We start from the raw sequence: 20,468 nt of genomic DNA on the forward strand, positions 1-20,468 counted from the left end.
GCACTCCCCTGTTATGGCGCTGTATCCGCCCCGTAGAGGGCGAAGAATTGGTTGGTCGCGGCCGTGGCATCGGCCTCGATATTGGCTTCGACATTGGACTGGGTGAGCTTCTTGTCACCCAGCAGCAGCCGAATCTGGACATCGCGCACGACGAGTCCGAAAAAGGTGCGATACGCGTCTTCGCTGTTGTCGAACCGTAGCAGGCGCGCATCGCGCCCCGCTTCGAGAATCGGTTTCAAGCGCCGGCGGATCGCCAGCGGCCCGTTTTCGAGCACGATAATCCCGAGCCGGTCCTTTTCCTGAGCGGCATGGGTCACGGCAGTCCGGTTGAGCGTGATCGAGACTTCCCCCACAATCGTGGTGAGGAGGTCGCGCGCAAACTGCTCGATCGACGAGCGCAGCGTTTGTGCATTGAGGCCCGTGCGATCCACCTGGGGCATGCGCACCTTGGCCGCCTGCCACTGCACGGTTGCGGTCAGCAGGCCGTCGCGGTCGCCGAACCACTTATAGAGCGTTTCCTTGGAACAGCTGGCCCGCCGCGCCACCGCGGTCATGGTCAGTCCTTCCCCATTCTCAACCAACAGATCGAGCGCCGCCGTCAGCACCGCCTGCTGACGCGGGGTAAAACTCTCTTCATTGACCTTGATGGTCACCGGCACGCACGAACTCCCCTGGCAGGCTGATCTGCCGCAACTTTCATCGGCATGCCGTACCGTACGGTACGGTTCTGCGCAACTGTTTCTTTGCCAGTGTGTATGAGGGCCGGTTGGCAGCGGCAGGCCGGAAGCTCAAGCCCGCAGCTAGCACGAGCCGCGTTCAATAAGGCTGAGGGGGAGGACCATGCGTTCCTGCTCCGGCCTGTCGCCGGACAACCGGCTGACCAGCATCTCGCCTGCGCGCCGCCCAATCTCGAACGGGTCGCAGGTGACGGTAGTGATTCCGGGCTGCAGTTCGCGCATCAGGCTGTTGTCGCCAAAGCCGATCAGGGCCAAATCCTCAGGCACCCGCAGGGCTCGCGATCGCGTTTCCATGAGCGCTCCGCAGGCCATCAGGTCGTTGGCACAAAACACCGCGTCGGGCATAACGCCACTATCGAGCAAATCGGCCAGTGCGCCGGCCCCCTCCTCCCAGGATTTCACCGTCGGCAGGGAAACGCCGCCGACATATTGCGCGCCCAATCGCCCGCATTCCTCCTCGAACGCAAGCTGGCGGATGCGCCCGCGGCCGGTTTGACGGCCGATGAAGCCGAGGCGGCGATAGCCTTTGTCAAAGAGATGACGCGCCACCGCCGCGGCCCCGTCGGTATTCGACATCCCCACCAACATGTCGATCGGCTGGTCGGTATAAGCCCAGCTTTCCACCACGGGGATGTTCATGCGCTCGAACATGGCGCGGTTGCGCTCCTGCTCCAAAACGCCGGTGATGAACACGGCCGCGGGACGAACCTGGGTCAGGCTTTGGGTGAGCTGGATTTCGCGCTGGTAATTGTAGAAGGTCCGGGCCAGCACGACTTCGAAACCGGCCGGCTCCATTACCTCGGAAAAGGCATGCGCGGCATTGACGAACTGCTCGCTATAAAGCGAGGACATGAACACCATAACGACGTTGGATCTCCCCGAGCGCAGGGCACTGGCGTGAGGATTGAGGCTAAAGCCCGTAGCGGCAACCGCTTCCTCAATCCGCGCGCGAGTTTCCTTTGAAACGATCTCGGGCTTCCGCAGGGCGCGCGACACGCTGATGATGGAAACGCCGGCCAAGCGCGCGACTTCTTCTATGCGCGGCCGTTTGCCGGGCGGGGGAACCGCAGGACCGGTGCCGGGATCCGGGATATGCTCAACCGGATCAAGGCGGTCCACCGGGATAATCGTTGACGGCATAATCTGCCCCTCAATCAGGAATGAAGGGCATGCGGTCGCCCTTCCGAGCGACCGCACTCGGTTTTGTTACAGGGCTGGCAGGTCACCGCGGTCGGTGTCAAACCACTTCTTCTGCAACTCGGGCAGCTTGCCATTCACGACATTGCTGAAGATAAACGTGTTCACCCACTGCAGCAAATTGTGCTCGCCCATGGCGACACCGATATGAGCCGGCGACTGGCGAATTTCAAACACCGGGTCGATGACGATTTCCGGACGCTCGCGGCGCAGATTGGCGATGATGGCGCTATTCTCGGCAAACAGATCAGCCTGCCCTGCGAGATAAGCCGACATGGCGCCAGGAACGTCTTCAAAGCGCGACAGGGTCGTGCCTTCGGGCGCATTGTCGGTCAGCCATAGATCGAGAGTGGTGCCACGGGCGACCGCGATCGTGTGTCCGGCCAGGACGGAGACATCTTCGGACTGCCCGATATCAGGCGATCCATACACGCCCAACTGCACGGCGGTATAGGGCTGCGAGAACATGATCTGCTGGGCACGCTCGGAGTTTGCGCCCATGGCCGCGATGATGATGTCGACCTGGTCCGACAGCAGGTTGGGAATGCGGTTGGTGCCAGTGACCGGCACGATCTCGAGCTCGACCGACAACTCCTGGGCGAGCAGCTGGGCGACTTCCACGTCAAGGCCGGTGGGCGCGCCATTCTCGTCATTCATGCCCCACGGCGGCACATCCAACAGGATGCCGACGCGCACCTTGCCCGAATTGACGATGTCTTCGAACTTGTCGGCATAGGCGGCAACCGGCGCCAGTGCCATGGCGGCGACCGATAGGGTTGCCAAAAGCTTCCTGATAATCATGTTGTTCCTTCCTGAGTGACCAGCTTAGTTGTGCGTCGAGCTGATGAACGCCCGCAGTTCCGGCGTCTGGGGATTGCCAAACACCGCTTCGGGAGTGCCCTCCTCCCAAATCTTTCCTTGATGCATGAACACCACCTTGCTCGCCACATTGCGGGCAAACGACATTTCGTGGGTGACCAGCACCATGGTCATGCCCTGGCGGGCCATATCTTCCATGACCTTGAGAACCTCGCCGACCAGCTCCGGATCAAGCGCCGAGGTCACTTCGTCGAAAAGCATCAGCTCCGGCGCCATGGCGAGGCAGCGGGCAATGGCGACGCGCTGCTGCTGACCACCGGACAATTGCTCGGGCCAGGCGTCGATCTTTTCGATCATCCCCACTTTGGTCAGGCATTCTTCGGCCAGCTTGCGCGCCACGATCTTGTTGACCTTGCCCGTCAGCACCGGCGCCAGGGTGACGTTTTTTTCAACATTCATGTGGGGGAACAGGTTGAACTGCTGGAACACGATGCCGACGCGCTGACGGTATTCGCGCAGCCCCTCCATCTTGGCGCTAATCTGCCGGCCGCCCACTTCGATCGTGCCGCCCTGGGTTTCCTCAAGGCCATTGATGCAGCGCAGCAGCGTCGATTTTCCCGATCCCGACCGGCCGATCAGGGCGACGATGTCGCCTTTTTCCACCGTGAGCGAGACGCCCTTTAGGACTTCGAGATCCTTGAAGGATTTACGCAGGCCTTTGATTTCAACGAGAGCCATGCAGACGGACCTCCAATTTGCGCGACAAGAGGGTCAAAGGAAAACAGATCGCGAAGTAGATCGCGGCGATGATGGAATAAACCAGTAGGGGCTGGAGGGTCGCCGCGGCAGAGAGCTGCCCGGCCCGCGTCAGCTCGATAAAGCCCACAATGGCGGCGAGAGAAGTGCCCTTGATCAGCTGGACCAGGAACCCGACCGAAGCCGGCAAGGCGATGCGGAAGGCCTGCGGCGCAATCACATAGCGGAACTGCTGCACCTTGCTGATCCCCAGCGAGGCGCCCGCTTCCCACTGGGTGCGCTTAATCGCCTCGATGCCGCCGCGCCAGATCTCACCAAGGAATACCGCGGTATAGATGGTGTAGGCGATCACCACAGCCATGAGTGGCGGAATGCGAATGCCCAGGAACACCGGCAGCCCGAAATACACGAACATCAGCAGCGCCAGCAGCGGAATGCCTTGCATGATCTGGAGCACGATCGCCGCCAGCCAACGCACGGGTGGCAAACGCGATATGCGCATGGTGGCAAAGCCCAGGGCCAGCGGCGCGCCCAGAACAAGAGCCATAACGACCAGCAGCACCGTGTACTGAAACGCCGTTGCGAAGGAGAGCAGATCGATCGAACCGAATGAACGCATCTTGCCTCTCCTCAGCGCGCAGTTGGCCAGCGGAAAGCAAGCTTTCCGAACGCAAAGAAGAAGAGCCGGAAGGCAATCACCATGCTCACATAGATCGCCGAGATCAGCGCATAAACCTCAAAGCTGCGGAAGGTCCGGCTGTCGACGAAAGCTGCCGTGTGGAACAGCTCTTCGGTGGAGATGAACGAGGCAATCGAGGTGCCGAGCAGCAGCAGGACGAACTGACTGGTCAGCGAGGGATAAACATTGCGCAGCGCCGGCAGCATGACAACATGCAGGAATACCTGCAGCTTGGTTAGCCCCAGGCAATGCCCCGCCTCCATCTGCGAACGCGGAATTGAAGCAAGGCCGGACCGGACGATTTCCGTTACGAAGGCGCCGAAATACAACGTCAACGCCACCACCGAAGCCTCGAAAGGCGGCAGCCGCAAACCGATGGTGGGAAACACGAAAAAGATGATGAAGATCTGGATCACCGGCGGGGTGTTCCGGATCAGCTCGATATAGGAGCGGATAACGAGATTGATGGCGCGGTTGCCCCGGCCCAGCAGCAAGGCGCACACCAGCCCGAGAATGAGACCTGCGGCCCCGGCTTGGAAGGCCAGCTTCAAAGTAGTCAGGATGCCTTCGATGAAGGCGTCTTGGTATCGAAACAGCGGGCGGAAATTAAACAGATTCATGGACCTATCCGAAATGCGTCCGCAGGGCCCCGATGATCTTGCCGTCTGGGGCGGTCTCCAGCATCCAGGACCAGCGGTCCAGGGCTGTGCAGGGATGGGAGATGCCGAAGCTGACGACATCGCCCACGGCAAGGTCAGCCTTGGCAGGTAGCTTCAGGAAGGCGTGCTGGTCGTTCAGCTTGGTGACCGTGACATCTTGGGGCAAGGCCAGATCCCGCCCTGCCCGCCAACCCGCTATCGGCACCGGCAGACCCTGGTCGAAGGACACATCGCGCATGCCCATGCCGCAGATCACCAGCCCCGGCTCGGGGCGGGACAACACTTCGGCATGAACCAGCAGCGCGGGAACAAAGGCATTGCTGGCAGCACCAAGACGGGCAGGTTCGAAGCCGCTACGATGGTCCATGTCGAGCAGGCGCTTGGCATAGATTCCGTGATCGGAAAAGAAGATTGCGCCCGAGCGCAGCAGGATGTCGCAATTGCCGTCCGCCTGGGCGACGGGCCCAAGATCATCCAGCACCAGATCGAAAAAGCTAGAACCGCCTGACGAGAGAATGAGCCGCTCGCCCGGCTGGCGAGACCGCAACAGGGCAAAGGCTTCCGAGGCAAGAGCATGCACGGCGGCGATGTCACGCCGGGTGGCGGTGGCATCGGCGGTGACCGAGGCACCCTCATAGGCCGCGATGCCCGAGGCGCGCAGATTGGGTAGGTCACTGAGGCGGACAAAGATGGCGCGGACGACGTCCAGCCCTCGCGCCCCGGCCCGACCGCCGCCAACTTCGATCAGGAAGTCTAGCCGGCGTCCGGCGGCGTCAGCCACAGCGGCTGCCGTTTCCAGCGCGGCGACGCTGTCCACATAAAGCGTCAATTTTGCCGAAGGGTATTGCGCCAAGAGACGACCGAGCCGGGCTCCACTCGAGGTGCCGCCAATCTGGTTCGCCAGCAGCAAATGATCGATTCCATGCTCGAGCATGACAGCCGCTTGCCGGATATCGGCGACCGTCATAGCGACGGCGCCCCGATTAATCAGTTCCTTGGCCAGTTCGGGCGACATCGGGGTCTTGGCATGCGGCGCGATCCGTGCACCCACAGCGGCGCAATAAGCAAACATCGCGTCGCAATTGCGATTCCACGCGGAGCGATCAAAGGTCAGGACCGGCAGCTGCGCGCTTCCATCCCGAGGGTTGAGCCCGAGCGAGCCAATCTCGCTGGCAGCGACGGAAGCCAAGTCGGCGGGGTATCCACGCTGGCTGCCGTCTAGCACGAACTGCTTCACTTTTTGCATCCATTCGCCTGATCGCAGCGCGGAAAACGCTTTGGTCTTGGTCGTGACAACGTTAACATCATATCAGCGCAACGCGGCTTGCTCGTCAATGCTCAATGCGTAAAAGCTTGGATAACTGAAGCCCAAAACGGACAAGTCGATGATCACCCTAGAAAACATTCAGGCCGCAGCAGCCCGCATCGACGGGCTGGTGCGCCACACGCCGCTGGTTGCCGCCAATCAGATCAAGTCCCCCATAACCGAGGCGAATCTGGCATTGAAGCTCGAGTGCCTGCAGGTATCGGGCTCATTCAAGGCCCGCGGCGCCATCAACAAGGTCATGTCGCTCAATGAAGCCGAGCGCGCCAAAGGCCTCGTGGCGGCTTCTGGCGGCAATCATGGGCTGGCAGTCGCGCGCTGCGGCTTTGTGCTGGGCGTGCCGGCAACGATCTTCCTCCCCAATTCCGTGGCTCCTGAGAAAGTCGCCAAGATGGAGGAATGGGGCGCCAGGGCCGTGGTGGGCGGTGATGACTTCGACCACTGCAACAAGCTCGCCCGCGCCATGGCCGAACGCGGCGAAGCCACCTATGTGCACCCCTTTGCCGACCCTTACGTGGTCGCCGGCAATGCAACGGCTGCGCTTGAAATGCTGGCGGCCCGGCCCGACACCGAGACGGTGATCATCGCGGCGGGCGGTGGCGGCTTCATCACCGGTGCAGGCACGGCCATCAAGGCGCTCAACCCCTCGATCCGCGTGATTGGCGTCGAGCCCGTGGGGTCGCCAACGCTACACGCCTCGCTGGCTGCCGGCGAGGTCGTTGAGCTTGCCAAGATCACCAGCGCAATCCCCACCATGTCGTGCCGGCGCACCGATGATGCCCTTTTCGCTCAAATGCGGACCGTGGTCGATGACGTGGTGCTGATTGAAGACGAGGATATGGCCAAGGCTGCACGCTGGCTTTGGTTTGAAATGGGCATTGCCGCCGACGCTGCCGGGTCGGCAGCCGTTGCTGCATTGCTTTCGGGCGCCTATGTCGCCCGTCCCGGTGAGAAGATCACCGTTCCGGTCTGCGGCGCCGGCCTGCCCGCCTGATTCTGCCCAGTCTGGATCGCGCCCCTAGTGAGGCGCGTCCAGATCATGCGCCAGGTCCACCAGCATCTTGGCGGCCTGGATGATCGGCGTGATCTCGGCGAACTCATCGACCGTATGGGCCTGCTCGATGCTACCCGGCCCGAAAATGACGCTCGGGATATTTGCGATATTGACCAGCTTGGTGGCGTCGGAGCCATAGGGCACCCCAACGGCCGCTTCGGGCAGCCCATGCTGGGCGCAGATCCGGCCTAACCGCTGCACTATTTCGCTCGCCGCCGGCACATCCATCGCCGAGGAATCGACAAAAGGCGCACCCACCACGATGCGCGCGTCGGGGAATAGCTCGCGAACGCCTTCCGCCAGACTTTTGAAGTGCAGGTAAACGGCCTGGCCGGTTTCGGTCGGCAGGTAGCGATAATCGAACCGGATGCGGCTGGTGCCGGGGACGGTGTTGGGCCCGATCCCCGCCTCAAAGGCCGTGCAGGTCAGGGTTGGCTTGCCAAGTAGCGGATGATCTTCGGTTCGCCGCTCCATTTCGGCATCATAGGCATCGAGCACCTTGCGCGCCACTGTGACGGCATTGATCCCCTCCTCGGGGCTGCCAGTATGGGCATTGCGCCCCTCGATCTCGACCCACCAGCGCACCGTTCCCTTGCAAGCGCGAACTACCCTGAGCGAAGTGGGCTCGCCCGCTACGCCCACATCGTAGCGTTCGCCCCGCGCCAGATGATGCATGACGCCGCGATAAGCAAATTCCTCATCAGCCGCGGCAAGGAAATCCACATCGGCCCTAGGTGGCTCCGCCTTGAGCGCGCGCAGCGCCAGCATGAAGGCTACTATGCTGGCCCCGTCGTCCACGGCGCCTCGGCCATAAAGCCGGTCGCCCTCTAGCCGCGCACCAAACGGTTCGGCCATGCCTGTGACCTGCACCGTATCAAGATGCCCTTCCCAGAGCATGCGCTTGGCGCCAGTCGTCCCCTTCACCTGCGCGATGAGGTTGGGCCGACCGGGCTCAACACTATCCAGGCTGCTTTCAATTCCATTCTCGGTGCACCAGGACTGCAGCACATCTGCAGCCGCCGCTTCTCCAAACAATGACGGGTCATCCTGTTCTGCCCGGAAGGCGGGATTGATGGACGGTACCCGCACAAAAGCGGAGAGCAGTTCGACGGCGGCGCTATGATCTATTCCGGAGTATTTTGACACTTTAAACGCTTGCTCACGTGCACGAATGACAACGTTAGCATGGCATGGAATCCTGTCGACGGGAAGCAGGTCTCTCGGCGGACCAATTTCGCCGAAGTTGTCCCTTCCTTGCATCTTGGCTACAGGCGCGCCTGCAGCCATCGGTGGAGTTAAGGGATATTCAGCTGCCTACAACCGCAACTTCAACGTTGTATATCTGCTGATTGTATTACAATCTTAGGTAATTAGATTGCCTACCCTCCTCCCGCGCTGCCTGGCGCCCTCCTCCCGACCCGAAAGGACGCCGCAATGGCCATGGTCGATATCGCGTTCGACACCTACTACACCTATGACGAAATGACGGCGCATCTGCAGGCGCTTGCCGCGGCCTATCCCAAGCTCGCCAAGCTCACCTCGCTCGCCAAGTCCCACCGCGGCCGCGATGTGTGGCTGATGGAGATCACCAATCCCGACACCGGCCCTGGACACGAAAAGCCCGGCTTTTACATCGATGCGCAGATCCATGCCGAGGAACACGCCACCAGCGCCACAGCTCTTTATGGCCTCTGGTACATCCTGACCAATTACGGCAGCGATGAAGAGGTTACCCGCTTGGTCGATAGCCAGGTGTTCTATGTGCTGCCCCGCATCAATCCGGATGGCGCCGAGCTTTCGCTGGTGGAACCCTATTACGCCTGGTGCGGCAATGGCCGCTGTCTGCCCGGCGAAGATCGCCTCGAAGGCCTTGTCCCGCAGGACATCAATGGCGATGGCCATATCGTCAATATGCGGGTCCCCGACCCGACCGGCGAGTGGAAGAAGTCCGAGCGCGATCCGCGCCTGATGGTCCAGCGCGAACCGGGCGAAGAAGGCGGCCAGTACTATCGTGTTTACCCCGAAGGACTGATCCGCAATTACGATGGCGCGCACGTAAAGATCGAGAAGCAGCAAGACGGTAATATGAACCGTAACTTCCCGATCAACTGGTCACCCCAGGAATATGGGGCGGGCGCCTATCCCTTTTCCGAGCCCGAGGCGATGGCCATGGGCAAGCTGGTGCTGGAGCACCCTAATATTTGCGGCATGTGCGCCTACCACACCCATGGCGGCATCATCCTGCGCCCATCTATGCTGAAATATGACGCCGATATGAGCCCCCGCGACCTCGCGCTCTACAAGGATCTAGGCGCTGTCGGCACCCGCCTTACCGGCTACCCAGTGATCTCGACCTATGAGGATTTTACCCCCGACAAGACCAAGGGCCGCCATGGCAGCCTTAAGGATTGGGTCTATGAAGAGCTCGGTATCATCTGCTTTTCCACCGAACTGTGGGACATGGAGCGTACCGCCGGGGTCGACAAAAAAGGTTACCTTAATCTCGGGCCACGCGACGCTGATACCCAACAGAAGGTGTTCGACTGGGTGCTCGACAATGTCGGTGACAAGGGCTTTCGCGATTGGGAGCACTTCGACCATCCTCAGCTCGGGCCAGTTGAGGTGGGCGGCATGGTTTACATCTGGAGCTACCGCAATCCCCCCGGCAAGCTGCTCGAAGAGATCTGCCACAACAACACCCTGTTCAACCTGCGCCACGCCGCGGCTGCGCCCCAGGTCAGGATCGACAAGCTCACCGTGGAAGCACTGGGCGCCGATCTCTTCAAGATCTCGGCCGTGGTTGCCAATCATGGCTATCTGCCGACCAATCTTTCCGACGTTGCCATCGAGAACAAGGTTGCCAAGCCGGTGACCGTGGCGCTCAAGCTTGACAATGCAAGCCTCATCATCAACCCGCAGCGGCAGGATTTGGGCAATCTGGCTGGCCGCAACGAGCGCAAATTCAACTGGTCGAACTGGGGTCCGCAATGGTCCCCCACCGCCAAGCCGGCTGAATGGCTGGTCCGCGCTAACGGCCCGGACGCCCGGATCACCGCTGTAGCTACGTCCGAAAAAGGCGGCACCCACCGCCTGACCGAAGCCCTCGCCTAAGGGCAAGCACATCAAACAACAACAGGGCCGGCGCAACCCGGCCCTGGTTTCCGCGCACTCAGTCTCTCTTCATCGGCACTTGCCGATGGATGCGCTTGTGTGCAATCTGCGGGTTCTGTTTTCCCCACCGGTTTTTCCCTCATGTCCTTGCTGTTTACCCCCACTGCCTTGCGCCGCCTCAAGCTGCGCAATCGCACCGTGATTGCCCCAATGTGCCAGTATTCGGCTCGCGATGGCTTTGCCAATGACTGGCACCTGGTGCATCTCGGCCGCTTTGCCATGGGTGGGTTCGGGCTGGTGATCACCGAGGCAACGGGCGTTACCCCCGAGGGCCGCATTTCCTATGCCGATCTCGGCATCTGGAAGGACGAGCACATTCCCGGGCTGACCCGCATCGTCGATTTCCTCCACGCCCAGGGTGCCGCTGCCGGCATTCAGCTGGCCCATGCCGGGCGCAAGGCCTCGACGCCCATTCCTTGGCGCAAGGGCTTTGACGAAACCGAGGAGGAAAAGCCTGGCGTCGGCTTCCAAAGCTGGACGCCAGTCGGTCCCACCGACGAGATCCACGCCGAGGGCAAGAACTTCACCAAGCCGACGGCCCTTGATGCCGCTGGCATTCGCAATGTCATCGAAGCTTTCGTCGCCGGCGCGCTGCGCGCCAATGAGGCGGGCTTTGACCTCGTCGAAATCCACGCCGCCCACGGTTATCTGCTCAACCAGTTCCTGTCGCCACTCGCCAACAAGCGCACCGACAACTATGGCGGCAGCCGCGAAAATCGCATGCGCCTCGTACTGGAAGTTACGCAGGCCGTGCGCGCCGTGTGGCCGGCCGACAAACCCGTCATCGTGCGCCTGTCGGTCAGCGACAATGATCCCGCCGGCTGGCAAGTGGAAGACAGCGTCGTGCTCGCCCGCGAGCTCAAGGCGCTGGGCGTCGATGCGATCGACTGCAGCAGCGGCGGCTTTGATTCGGGCGCCATCCGTTCCACCCCCGGCTACCAGGTGCCCTTCAGCGCCGCCCTGCGCAAAGGCGCCGATATCCCCACCATGGCGGTTGGTCTGCTCGGAGGTGATCCGGCGGCCGATGAAGCCGTGCTCGCCAATGGCGATGCCGATTTCATTGCGCTGGCCCGGGCGGCATTGGATGACCCCAATTGGGCCGTCCATGCCCGCCACGCGCTGGGAGAACCGGGCTACGAGCTGTGGCCCAACCAGGCGGCCCGGGTGCGCGAACGCGACCGCTGGCTCAAGCAGCGCGAGTTTGCCGAACAGGATACGTAAGCGCACCCATCCTATTTCTGCCGCTTTGCCGGCGGCAGATCGCTCTTGGCCAGCCGGTCAACCAGGAGAAGCTCGGTGGATACCAAAGCCGCTGTTATTGCACTGCTCAGTGTCTGGGGTGTGGGCGCCTGCCCCACCCTGCCCGCCACGGCTCAGGAAGCCGAAGGCAGCATGGAGGAGGATGAGCGCGAGACCGGCAATCCGCTGCTTAACAAGGTCTGGGTGCGCTCCGATGCTGACGAGAACCTGCCCGGCCCCATGCAGATCTTTCTGGGGGACGGCACGCTGGTCAGCGATAGCTGCTGGGAAACCTACCGGCTGTCCAAATGGCAGCAGGTCTCGTCCACGGCCATCAGCTGGGACGAAGATGGCATGACCATCGACGCCGATATCGCCACCCTCACCGAAACCGAACTGGTGCTGCGCATGCACCTGGGCACGGAAACCCAGGAACAGCGCTTCGTCACGGCAACCGTGCCCTATGTCTGCCCGGACATGCTCAAGGGCTAAGGGCTATAGCACCACCTGCGTGCCGATCTCGACGACGCGGCCCGTTGGTATGTGGAAATACTCCGTGGCGTCGCTGGCATTGCGCGCCAACCGCGTGAACAACCGGTCTTGCCAATAGCGCACCAGCCCTTGGCGCGGCCCGGGCTTGAGCGAGCGGCGCGACAGGAAGAACGAGGTCGACATGATGTCGAACTTCCAGCCCAGCTTGCGCCCCAGGATCAAGGCCTTTGGAATATTGGGGCTTTCCATATAGCCAAAGGTCACGACCACGCGGCTGAACAGCTCGTTATAGGCGTCGATCGTCACCTTCTCGTCGTCCGGCACGCGCGGGGACGCCGATGTGCGCACCGTCAGAATCACGTTTTGCTCGTGCAGCACCTTGTAGTGCTTGAGGCTATGGAGCAGCGCCGTTGGGGCGCCTTCGATATCGCTGGTCAGGAACACGGCGGTGCCGGGCACCAGTGTCGGGCGTTTCTTGGAGAGATTATCCACGAGGAACTGCAACGGCACTTCATCGCGCCGGGTCTTTTCCGCCAGGCGCCGTCGGCCGCCAATCCAGCTTGCCATGATGACCGCGACTGTCAGCGCCACCGCAGCGGGGACCCAGCCGCCCTGGAACAGTTTGGAGACATTGGCGGCGAAGAACCCGCCATCGATCACAACGAACACCACGCCGAACAGCACCACGACCGCCGGGTTCCACTTCCAATTGCGCCACATCACCACCAGCAGCAGCGCCAGGGTAACGATCATCACGCCCGAAACCGCGATACCATAGGCGTTCGACAACGCCTCGGAACTGCCGAACGCAATCACCAGCATCAGCACGCCGAGCATCAGCATCGTATTGATCTGAGGCATGTAGATCTGACCGCTTTGGGTAGCGGAGGTGTGCTGCACCACCATGCGCGGCAGCATGTTGAGCGCGATAGCCTGCTGCGCCAGGCTGTAGGTGCCCGAGATAACCGCCTGGCTGGCGATGATTGTCGCCATGGTCGCAAGTGCCACAAACGGCCCCAAGGCCCATTCCGGCTGCATTTCAAAAAACGGGCTTTCGACATTCTCGACGCCCATCTGCAACACAAAGGCGCCCTGCCCGAAATAGTTGAGCAAGAGGCACGGAAACACCAGGGCGAACCAGGCAATCACAATGGGCCGACGCCCGAAATGCCCCAAATCCACATACAGCGCCTCGGCCCCGGTCACCGCCAGGAACACAGCGCCGATCACCACAAAGGCAATGCCGAAATGCGTGGCCAGAAACTCGACGCCCAGGAAAGGATTGATCGCCAGCAGCACCGCTGGGTACTGCACAATATGCACCAGCCCGGAAATGCCCAGGGTCAGGAACCAGATCCCGGTTACGGGACCAAACACGATCGAGACCTTGGCAGTGCCAAAGCGCTGCACCATGAAGATGCCGACAATGATCACCAGCGTGATCGGCACCACCCAGCGGCGCATATTGGGGGCTACGAGTTCAATACCCTCAACCGCCGACAACACCGAGATAGCGGGAGTGATGATCGCGTCGCCAAAAAACAGCGAGGCTCCCAGCACGCCGAGTACGGTGATCCACATCGGCGGATTGGTGAAGGTCTTGCGCGCCAAGGCCATCAGCGAAAGCGTACCGCCCTCGCCCTTGTTGTCCGCGCGCGTAACGAAGAACACATATTTGACCGCGACGGTCAGCGTCAGCGCCCAAACAATCAGCGACAGCAGTCCCAGGATTTCGCTGCTGCTCGAAGCGGCACCGGGACGAATGCTCATCGCCTGCCGGAAGGCATAGATCGGGCTCGTGCCAATATCGCCATAGACCACCCCAAGCGCGCCGAGCAGCAGCATGGGCAGGTCTTTGTTGTGAGAGTGGTCGTGAAGATCGCTCGCATCGGCACCGGTGCTGGCACCGGCCGTATTCGTCTGCGTCATAAACCTGTGCTCTCATGGGTAACGGCGGGCGCCGCTATACACCTCGGATATCTCACATACAACACAACTTCTATTCAAGCGCCCAAACGCACAGGGGCCGCTCACACCGAGCGGCCCCTGACGTCAACGAAAGCTGGAGGTCTGGCTTTCGAAATACCTATTCGGCCGCGACGGCAGCCCGGGCATTATCCTGGGCGCGAGCGGCCTTGGTGGCAGTGCCCCACCAGATCAGCTGGTCTAGCATGTCCTTGGCGCTAGGGCCGATCGAGCCTTCGATATCGCTGAAGCTCTTGTTCTGGCCGCCGAGCGGATGCACGGCAAAGAAGTCGCTGCCCCCGATATGGACGGCCGAGCGGGTCGAGACCATCTGCATCTCGACGCCGATGCCGCGCAGATGTTCGGCCGCACGGGTGCCGCCAACGCTGCCATAGGCGACGATGCCGAAGGGCTTGCGATTCCACTCGACATAGGACTGGTCGATCGCGTTCTTAAGCGCGCCGGTGATGGACCGGTTGTATTCGGCGACGACGAAGATGAAGCCGTCAAACTCTGCGACCTTCTTTTGCCAGGCGACAGCACGGGGGTCGCTTGAAGGCATCCACATATTGGACGCCACTTCGTTGAAGAAGGGCAGGTCGAAATCGCGCAGGTCGACCAGTTCAGCCTCGATCTCGTCACGGGCATTGGCCTTGTCGAGAATCCACTGCGCCGGCTTGTCGCCGAAGCGGCTTTCGCGGGTGGACGAGATAATGACGCCAATCTTGAGTTTGGACATTGCGTGCCCTCCTTGGTAACAAAACGTAACTGAGGCGATATATGTGCCTGTACGATTTCCACGCAAGTGGGCACGCTCATGTCCGTGGGTTCCCCGAAGGGAGCTAAGGCACATGGGTGTAAGTATCTGACTGCCTTAAGTTGCCGGATTTCTGGGCTTTTGAGGGCTGCGCACCAACAGCTGCACTCGGTGTGTTCAACGCAGCGTTCGTCAAACCTGACCGACGGGCTGTTGGCTCAACCGCCCAGCACGGCTCGATAGCGGCGTACTGCTTCGGCAAACCCCATCAGCAGCGCATCGGCCGTGATACCATGGCCGATGGAGACTTCGGCTACGCCAGGCACCGCATCCTGAAACGCGGGCAAATTGTCCAGGGTCAAATCGTGCCCGGCATTGACCCCAAGGCCAAGCGCCATGGCGTCGGCCGTGGTGCCAGCAAGCTTGGACAACTCAACCGCCGCCCGCTCGGGATCATCAAAGCAGGCGCCATAGGGGCCGGTATAAAGCTCGATCCGGTCCGCGCCCAAATCGCGCGCCGCTTCCGTGCCATAAAGCCCCGCATCGGGATCGCAAAACAGCGACACGCGGCTGCCCATCTCCTTGAGCTGCTTGATCACCGGCCACAGCATCGCCGCCGAAGCAGCAAAATCCCAGCCGTGATCGGAGGTCGCCTGTGCCGGATCGTCGGGCACCAGCGTCACCTGCTGGGGCCGCACCGCATCGATCAGCGCCAGGAAATCGTCGCTCGGATAGCCTTCGATGTTGAACTCGGCTCCGGGATAGTCCTCCCGCAGCAAGGCCGCGAGTTCGAACACATCCGTGCGCCGGATGTGGCGCTGATCCGGGCGGGGATGGATGGTGATCCCGCTTGCCCCGGCATCCAGCACCACCCGGGCGATGCCGGTTACGCTGGGCCAGGGCAGATCGCGTCGATTGCGCAGCTGCGCCACGGCATTGAGATTGACGGAAAGCAGGGTCATCGCGAAAAACTCGGCGTTGCGGTGCGGTTTAGGAACTGACTGCCATCAGCAGTACTGATCCTGCGCGCCCGGCACAACACCGCGATCACATCCCCTCGGGACCCCGGGAGATCGCCGCCAACCCAGTGCGCACCACTTCCACCAGGCCGAGCGGCGCCATCAAGGCGATGAAGCTGTCTATCTTGCTCGACTTGCCCGTCACTTCGAACACGAAGCTTTCGACGGTTGCGTCAACGATTTGCGCCCGAAACGCATCGGCCAACCGCAAGGTCTCGGCGCGGTGGTCGCCCGAACCCGCCACCTTGATCAGCGCCAGCTCGCGCTCCACCGAGCCCCCTTCGCTGGTCAGGTCATGCACCTTGTGCACCGGCACCAGGCGCTCAAGCTGCAGCTTGATTTGCACCAGCACCTTGGGCGTCGCCACCACCACCACAGTGATGCGGCTAAGTCGCTTGTCGTGTTCGGTCTCGCTGACGGTCAGGCTCTCGATATTATAGCCCCGGGCCGAAAACAGCCCCACCACGCGTGCAAGAATACCCGGCTCATTGTCCACCAGCACCGACAGCGTATGCCGCTCGATCTCCTGGTTTTCCTTGGTCATGAAATAAGCCGAACCGGTCGGCTGCAGATGTGCGTTCATTTTTTTGGTCCTCAACTGCTGGGCTCTGAAACGGTGCCTCCCGCCCCGGCATCATCCCGACCTTGAGCCGGGATCCATCTCGAGATCTCAAGATGGGCCCCGGCTCAAGGCGGGGGTAGACACGGAGCGCGGGAGAAATCGCGCCTCCTAAACCAGCGCCCTTCCCTTTTCATCGATGATCGAGCCGATATTGGCGGTATCGGGCAAGATGATCTCATTATGCGGCTTGCCCGATGGGATCATCGGCAGCGCATTCTCGTCCTTCTCCACCACGCAGTCGAACAGCACCGGACCATCATAATCGAGCATCTCGGCAATCGCCGCATCGAGCTCGGCCGGGTTCTCGCACCGGATGCCCTTGCCGCCATAAGCCTCTGCCAGCTTGACGAAATCGGGCAGCGATTCCGAATAGGAATGCGCATAGCGCGAGCCATGCAGCAGGTCCTGCCACTGGCGCACCATGCCCATGCGCTCATTGTTGAGGATGAAGATCTTGACCGGCAAGCGGTACTGCACCGCCGTGGACATTTCCTGCATCGTCATCTGCACGCTGGCTTCGCCGGCGATGTCGATCACGAGAGCGTCGGGATGCGCCACCTGCACGCCGACCGCCGCTGGCAGGCCATAGCCCATGGTCCCCAAACCGCCCGAGGTCATCCAGCGATTGGGCTTTTGGAAATGGAAGTGCTGCGCGGCCCACATCTGGTGCTGCCCAACCTCGGTCGTGATGTAGACATCCCGGTCCTTGGTCGCCTCATAAAGGCGCTGGATCGCGTATTGCGGCTTGATCGTCGTGTCCGAGTTCTGGAAGCCCAGCGAGTTGACCGAGCGCCACTTGCCGATCTGCCCCCACCATGGCGCCAGCGCTTCGGTACGCGGCTGGTTGGTCTTGGAGCGCCAGATTCGCACCATTTCGGCCAAAACCCGCCCGCAATCGCCGATGATGGGCAGGTCCACGGGGATGATCTTGTTGATCGAGCTTGGGTCGATATCCACATGGATCTTGCGGCTGCCGGGCGAAAACGCGTCAATCCGGCCGGTGATGCGGTCATCGAACCGCGCCCCGATATTGATCATCAGATCGCAGCCATGCATGGCGAGGTTCGCTTCATAAGTGCCGTGCATGCCCAGCATTCCCAACCACTGCGGATTGGCCGCCGGAAACGCGCCCAGCCCCATCAGCGTCGAGGTCACCGGAAAGCCGGTCAGCTCAGCCAGTTCACGCAGATGCTCAGAGGCCTGCGGCCCGGCATTGATCACGCCGCCACCGGTATAAAACACCGGGCGCTCGGCCTTGAGCATCATGTCGACGGCAGCCTCGATCGCGGCGATGTCCCCATCCACCTGCGGGCGATAGCTGCGCTGGCGCAGGCTCTGCGCGTCCGGCTTGTAGTAGGTGCCTAGTGCAAACTGCACATCCTTGGGAATATCGATCACCACCGGGCCGGGCCGGCCGGTCGTCGCGATCAGGAACGCTTCATGCAGCACCCGCGGCAGGTCCTCGATGCGCTTCACCAAATAATTGTGCTTGGTGCAGGAGCGGGTGATCCCCACCGTGTCGCATTCCTGGAACGCGTCGGTGCCGATCAGCGAGGTCGGCACCTGGGCGGTGATGCACACCAGCGGAATGGAATCGAGCAGCGCATCGGTCAATCCGGTGATCGCGTTGGTCACCCCCGGGCCCGAGGTCACCAGCACCACGCCCGGCTTGCCGGTCGAGCGGGCATAGCCCTCGGCCATATGGGTCGCGCCCTGTTCGTGGCGCACGAGGATATGCTGGATCACATCCTGCTGGAACATCGCGTCATAGATCGGCAGCGCCGCGCCACCGGGATAGCCAAAGATATGCTCGACACCCTGATCGGTTAGCGCCTGGATCACCATCTCGGCGCCCGTCATCTTCTCGTGTTCCGCCATCTTGCTTGCTCCTTGGTTGCCCCACCGGGCCGTTCGGTTCCGCCCCTCCGCCCCGGCGGAAAATGGGCAATAAAAAAGGCCCCGTTTGGGACCTGTTTTCGGCGCATCAGCATTCGCGCGGGATGTTATCCCACGTCGCCGATGCGCCAGCCTACTACGAGAATGAGTGCCCGCACGGGACCTCTCCATAAAAAAGTTGGTTTGTTTCTAGCCCCTCGCCCGAAATCGGTCAAGCGGGCAAATGCCATCGCCCGAGCCGGGCACAAAAACAAAAAAGGCTCCCCGGAGGGAGCCTTTCCAGATCCGATAAGGGATCGCTTAGTTGTCGAGCAGGGTCAGGTTCGTTGCTGAAACCTTGCCATCGCGGCCGGTCTCGAGCTCGTAGGTGACCTTGTCGCCTTCATACAGGCCCTGCAGGCCCGAACGCTGAACGGCAGAGATGTGCACGAATGCGTCCTGGCCGCCATTCTCAGGCGAAATGAAGCCGAAGCCCTTGGTGGTGTTGAAAAACTTAACGGTACCGGTGATCATGGCTGACCCTTTTCTGTGTGCTCTCGCCGAGGCGAACGAGCCGTTGCCCATGACAACATGTCGGTGGGCGCATACACGTTCGCAAGTTGAGCAGGTAGCCAGGCCGAAATTCGGCAGATCAGGCAGCCGACGTAGGCTGTAAAACGTATGCCTGCCTTATGCACGGAACTGAAGAAAAAGTAAAGCCCCCCGGGGCGCTAGCGGTATCGGCATGCCGAACGGCGCTCTGCGGCGGGACAAAAAAGGCCCCGGTACCGGGGCCTTCCGAAACTCGAACCTGTTGAGTTTAGCTCAGCAGGGTCAGGTTGGTGGCGGAAACCTTGCCGTCACGGCCGGTCTCGAGTTCATAGGTCACCTTGTCGCCTTCATACAGGCCCTGCAGGCCCGAACGCTGGACGGCGGAGATGTGGACAAACGCGTCCTTCTCACCATTTTCTGGCGAGATGAAGCCGAAGCCCTTGGTGGTGTTGAAGAATTTCACGGTACCGGTGATTGCGGCCATGGAATTTGATCCTCGTAACAAGTGGTCGCCGCCGCGGCGGCTAAGGGTTGAATACGGGCGGAAAGCCCGGTCTAACGATTCACAGTCAGGAGGTAGCCAAGTTTCCGGCACGCCGGTGATTGGATTAGCGCAAGACGAGTGTAACGTATGTTGTGAAATATGCCGCGCCCGCAAACAAATTTCAAGTCCTTCATAAACAAAGACACTCGGCCCGGGAGGGACTCCGGACCGAGTGTTGGCGCCCCGAGGGGCGCGCGCCGCATGGGGCGATGCGGCGACCTGTTTAGCCGCGTGGGCAAACGTCCTTGTACCGGCCGCCATTGCGGTTTTCGTACCAGCACATATTGTTGTCGCCGTCGACACGACCGAGGACATTGCCGGCGGCTGCGCCGACCACGCCGCCAATGCCTGCGCCGACAGCCGCACCGGCAACGCTACCGGTGGCAACAGCGCCGGTAACAGCGCCTACGCCTGCGCCGACAGCAGCACCCTCTTGTGTGGCAGTGCACGCAGCCAGCGACAGGGTGGTAGCGGCGATGATCAGAAACTTATGCATGGAAAACCCTCCAGGTACTATCGGAGGAGCAAATGCACGATTGAGTGATTGGTTCCGCACAAATCTGCATTCCTAGATTTTTTCTTCCGGCGCCCTACGCGCCAGTGCGGCAAGGCTGATCGCGACCCAGCCGCCGATCATCCCCATCCCGCCCATCGGTGCCGCGCCGGGAAAGGCGCCCTGCCCCAGCCATTCCCGCACGCCCAGGTCCAGCACAAACAGGCCCGTGCCCATGGCCAGCAATGCTCCCGCCGCACCCAGGATCCGCCCGCGCCCCGCCAGCCCAAGCGCCAGCAGCGCGGGGCCATGGGCGAGGCACACCGCAGCGATTGCCTCGATGTTGCGGGACCCGCCAGCATGCGAGGCACCCGCAGCCGCAGCGACCCCAATCGCTCCTACAACTCCAGCCCCCGCCAACAATAATCGCGCCAGAACCCCACCTTGCACCATCGTCATTTCCCTCTCCGCTCTTCCACCTCATCCTGTGATGGGCTAGAGCATGCGCCCGCGA

General features: G+C 61.6%; 21 protein-coding genes. 4 read left to right on the forward strand and 17 right to left on the reverse strand.

Annotated elements, in window-relative coordinates:
* Positions 1-11 precede the first annotated feature (11 nt).
* The 7 genes from HRQ64_RS13190 to HRQ64_RS13220 all read right to left on the reverse strand — a co-directional run bounded on the left by HRQ64_RS13190 (position 12) and on the right by HRQ64_RS13220 (position 6,093).
* Entirely contained in the window at positions 12-659 is a 648-nt protein-coding gene (locus HRQ64_RS13190) for a TetR/AcrR family transcriptional regulator (protein WP_127753514.1), read from the reverse strand.
* 141 nt (positions 660-800) lie between these two features.
* Positions 801-1,877, reverse strand: a complete 1,077-nt coding sequence (locus HRQ64_RS13195) for a LacI family DNA-binding transcriptional regulator (protein ID WP_172123626.1) — start codon at positions 1,875-1,877, stop codon at positions 801-803.
* Positions 1,878-1,943: 66 nt separating this feature from the next.
* Complete coding sequence (locus tag HRQ64_RS13200) at positions 1,944-2,735, reverse strand: transporter substrate-binding domain-containing protein (protein ID WP_172123627.1); 792 nt, start codon at positions 2,733-2,735, stop codon at positions 1,944-1,946.
* Positions 2,736-2,759: 24 nt separating this feature from the next.
* The gene (locus tag HRQ64_RS13205) at positions 2,760-3,491 is read right to left on the reverse strand and encodes an amino acid ABC transporter ATP-binding protein (RefSeq protein WP_172123628.1); all 732 of its coding nucleotides are present in this window, start codon (positions 3,489-3,491) and stop codon (positions 2,760-2,762) included.
* Positions 3,478-4,128: an amino acid ABC transporter permease gene (locus HRQ64_RS13210; RefSeq protein WP_172123629.1), complete on the reverse strand. Its 651-nt coding sequence runs from the start codon at positions 4,126-4,128 to the stop codon at positions 3,478-3,480. Before HRQ64_RS13210 ends, HRQ64_RS13205 begins: the two co-directional genes overlap by 14 nt.
* 11 nt (positions 4,129-4,139) lie before the next feature.
* Positions 4,140-4,808, reverse strand: coding sequence for an amino acid ABC transporter permease (locus HRQ64_RS13215; protein WP_172123630.1), 669 nt, complete (start codon positions 4,806-4,808; stop codon positions 4,140-4,142).
* Between the two features lie 4 nt (positions 4,809-4,812).
* Complete coding sequence (locus tag HRQ64_RS13220) at positions 4,813-6,093, reverse strand: alanine racemase (protein WP_172123631.1); 1,281 nt, start codon at positions 6,091-6,093, stop codon at positions 4,813-4,815.
* A gap of 139 nt (positions 6,094-6,232) precedes the next feature.
* Here HRQ64_RS13220 and HRQ64_RS13225 point away from each other — a divergent pair, with 139 nt between their 5' ends.
* On the forward strand, positions 6,233-7,165 hold the full coding sequence (locus HRQ64_RS13225; protein WP_172123632.1) for a pyridoxal-phosphate dependent enzyme: 933 nt from the start codon (positions 6,233-6,235) through the stop codon (positions 7,163-7,165).
* A gap of 24 nt (positions 7,166-7,189) precedes the next feature.
* Here HRQ64_RS13225 and HRQ64_RS13230 read toward each other — a convergent pair whose 3' ends face one another.
* The gene (locus HRQ64_RS13230; RefSeq protein ID WP_172123633.1) at positions 7,190-8,371 is read right to left on the reverse strand and encodes a M20/M25/M40 family metallo-hydrolase; all 1,182 of its coding nucleotides are present in this window, start codon (positions 8,369-8,371) and stop codon (positions 7,190-7,192) included.
* Between the two features lie 288 nt (positions 8,372-8,659).
* Between HRQ64_RS13230 and HRQ64_RS13235 the strand changes: the two genes are divergently transcribed.
* The 3 genes from HRQ64_RS13235 (at position 8,660) to HRQ64_RS13245 (ending at position 12,127) form a co-directional block, all read left to right on the forward strand.
* Complete coding sequence (locus HRQ64_RS13235; protein ID WP_172123634.1) at positions 8,660-10,336, forward strand: M14 family metallopeptidase; 1,677 nt, start codon at positions 8,660-8,662, stop codon at positions 10,334-10,336.
* 141 nt (positions 10,337-10,477) lie between these two features.
* Entirely contained in the window at positions 10,478-11,617 is a 1,140-nt protein-coding gene (locus HRQ64_RS13240; RefSeq protein ID WP_172123635.1) for an NADH:flavin oxidoreductase/NADH oxidase, read from the forward strand.
* Between the two features lie 75 nt (positions 11,618-11,692).
* On the forward strand, positions 11,693-12,127 hold the full coding sequence (locus HRQ64_RS13245; RefSeq protein ID WP_172123636.1) for a hypothetical protein: 435 nt from the start codon (positions 11,693-11,695) through the stop codon (positions 12,125-12,127).
* 3 nt (positions 12,128-12,130) lie between these two features.
* On the opposite strand, the gene HRQ64_RS13250 is transcribed toward HRQ64_RS13245, so the two are convergent.
* The 9 genes from HRQ64_RS13250 to HRQ64_RS13290 all read right to left on the reverse strand — a co-directional run bounded on the left by HRQ64_RS13250 (position 12,131) and on the right by HRQ64_RS13290 (position 20,413).
* The gene (locus HRQ64_RS13250) at positions 12,131-13,972 is read right to left on the reverse strand and encodes a potassium transporter Kup (protein ID WP_248305338.1); all 1,842 of its coding nucleotides are present in this window, start codon (positions 13,970-13,972) and stop codon (positions 12,131-12,133) included.
* Between the two features lie 241 nt (positions 13,973-14,213).
* Positions 14,214-14,831: an NADPH-dependent FMN reductase gene (locus HRQ64_RS13255; RefSeq protein WP_127753523.1), complete on the reverse strand. Its 618-nt coding sequence runs from the start codon at positions 14,829-14,831 to the stop codon at positions 14,214-14,216.
* 236 nt (positions 14,832-15,067) lie between these two features.
* Positions 15,068-15,811: a pyridoxine 5'-phosphate synthase gene (locus HRQ64_RS13260; protein ID WP_127753524.1), complete on the reverse strand. Its 744-nt coding sequence runs from the start codon at positions 15,809-15,811 to the stop codon at positions 15,068-15,070.
* An 85-nt stretch (positions 15,812-15,896) separates the two neighbouring features.
* A complete protein-coding gene (ilvN, locus tag HRQ64_RS13265) occupies positions 15,897-16,451 on the reverse strand; it encodes an acetolactate synthase small subunit (protein ID WP_127753525.1) in 555 nt (184 codons plus the stop codon).
* Positions 16,452-16,598: 147 nt separating this feature from the next.
* Positions 16,599-18,368 (reverse strand): acetolactate synthase 3 large subunit, encoded by a 1,770-nt coding sequence (locus tag HRQ64_RS13270; protein ID WP_127753526.1) that lies wholly within the window; start codon positions 18,366-18,368, stop codon positions 16,599-16,601.
* 318 nt (positions 18,369-18,686) lie between these two features.
* Positions 18,687-18,899, reverse strand: coding sequence for a cold-shock protein (locus tag HRQ64_RS13275; protein ID WP_127753527.1), 213 nt, complete (start codon positions 18,897-18,899; stop codon positions 18,687-18,689).
* Positions 18,900-19,185: 286 nt separating this feature from the next.
* Positions 19,186-19,401: a cold-shock protein gene (locus HRQ64_RS13280; RefSeq protein ID WP_127753528.1), complete on the reverse strand. Its 216-nt coding sequence runs from the start codon at positions 19,399-19,401 to the stop codon at positions 19,186-19,188.
* Between the two features lie 283 nt (positions 19,402-19,684).
* On the reverse strand, positions 19,685-19,957 hold the full coding sequence (locus HRQ64_RS13285; RefSeq protein ID WP_127753529.1) for a glycine zipper domain-containing protein: 273 nt from the start codon (positions 19,955-19,957) through the stop codon (positions 19,685-19,687).
* Positions 19,958-20,029: 72 nt separating this feature from the next.
* On the reverse strand, positions 20,030-20,413 hold the full coding sequence (locus HRQ64_RS13290) for a DUF423 domain-containing protein (RefSeq protein ID WP_248307055.1): 384 nt from the start codon (positions 20,411-20,413) through the stop codon (positions 20,030-20,032).
* Positions 20,414-20,468 lie beyond the last annotated feature (55 nt).

Source organism: Devosia sp. 919 (assembly GCF_013185965.1).
GTDB lineage: Bacteria > Pseudomonadota > Alphaproteobacteria > Rhizobiales > Devosiaceae > Devosia.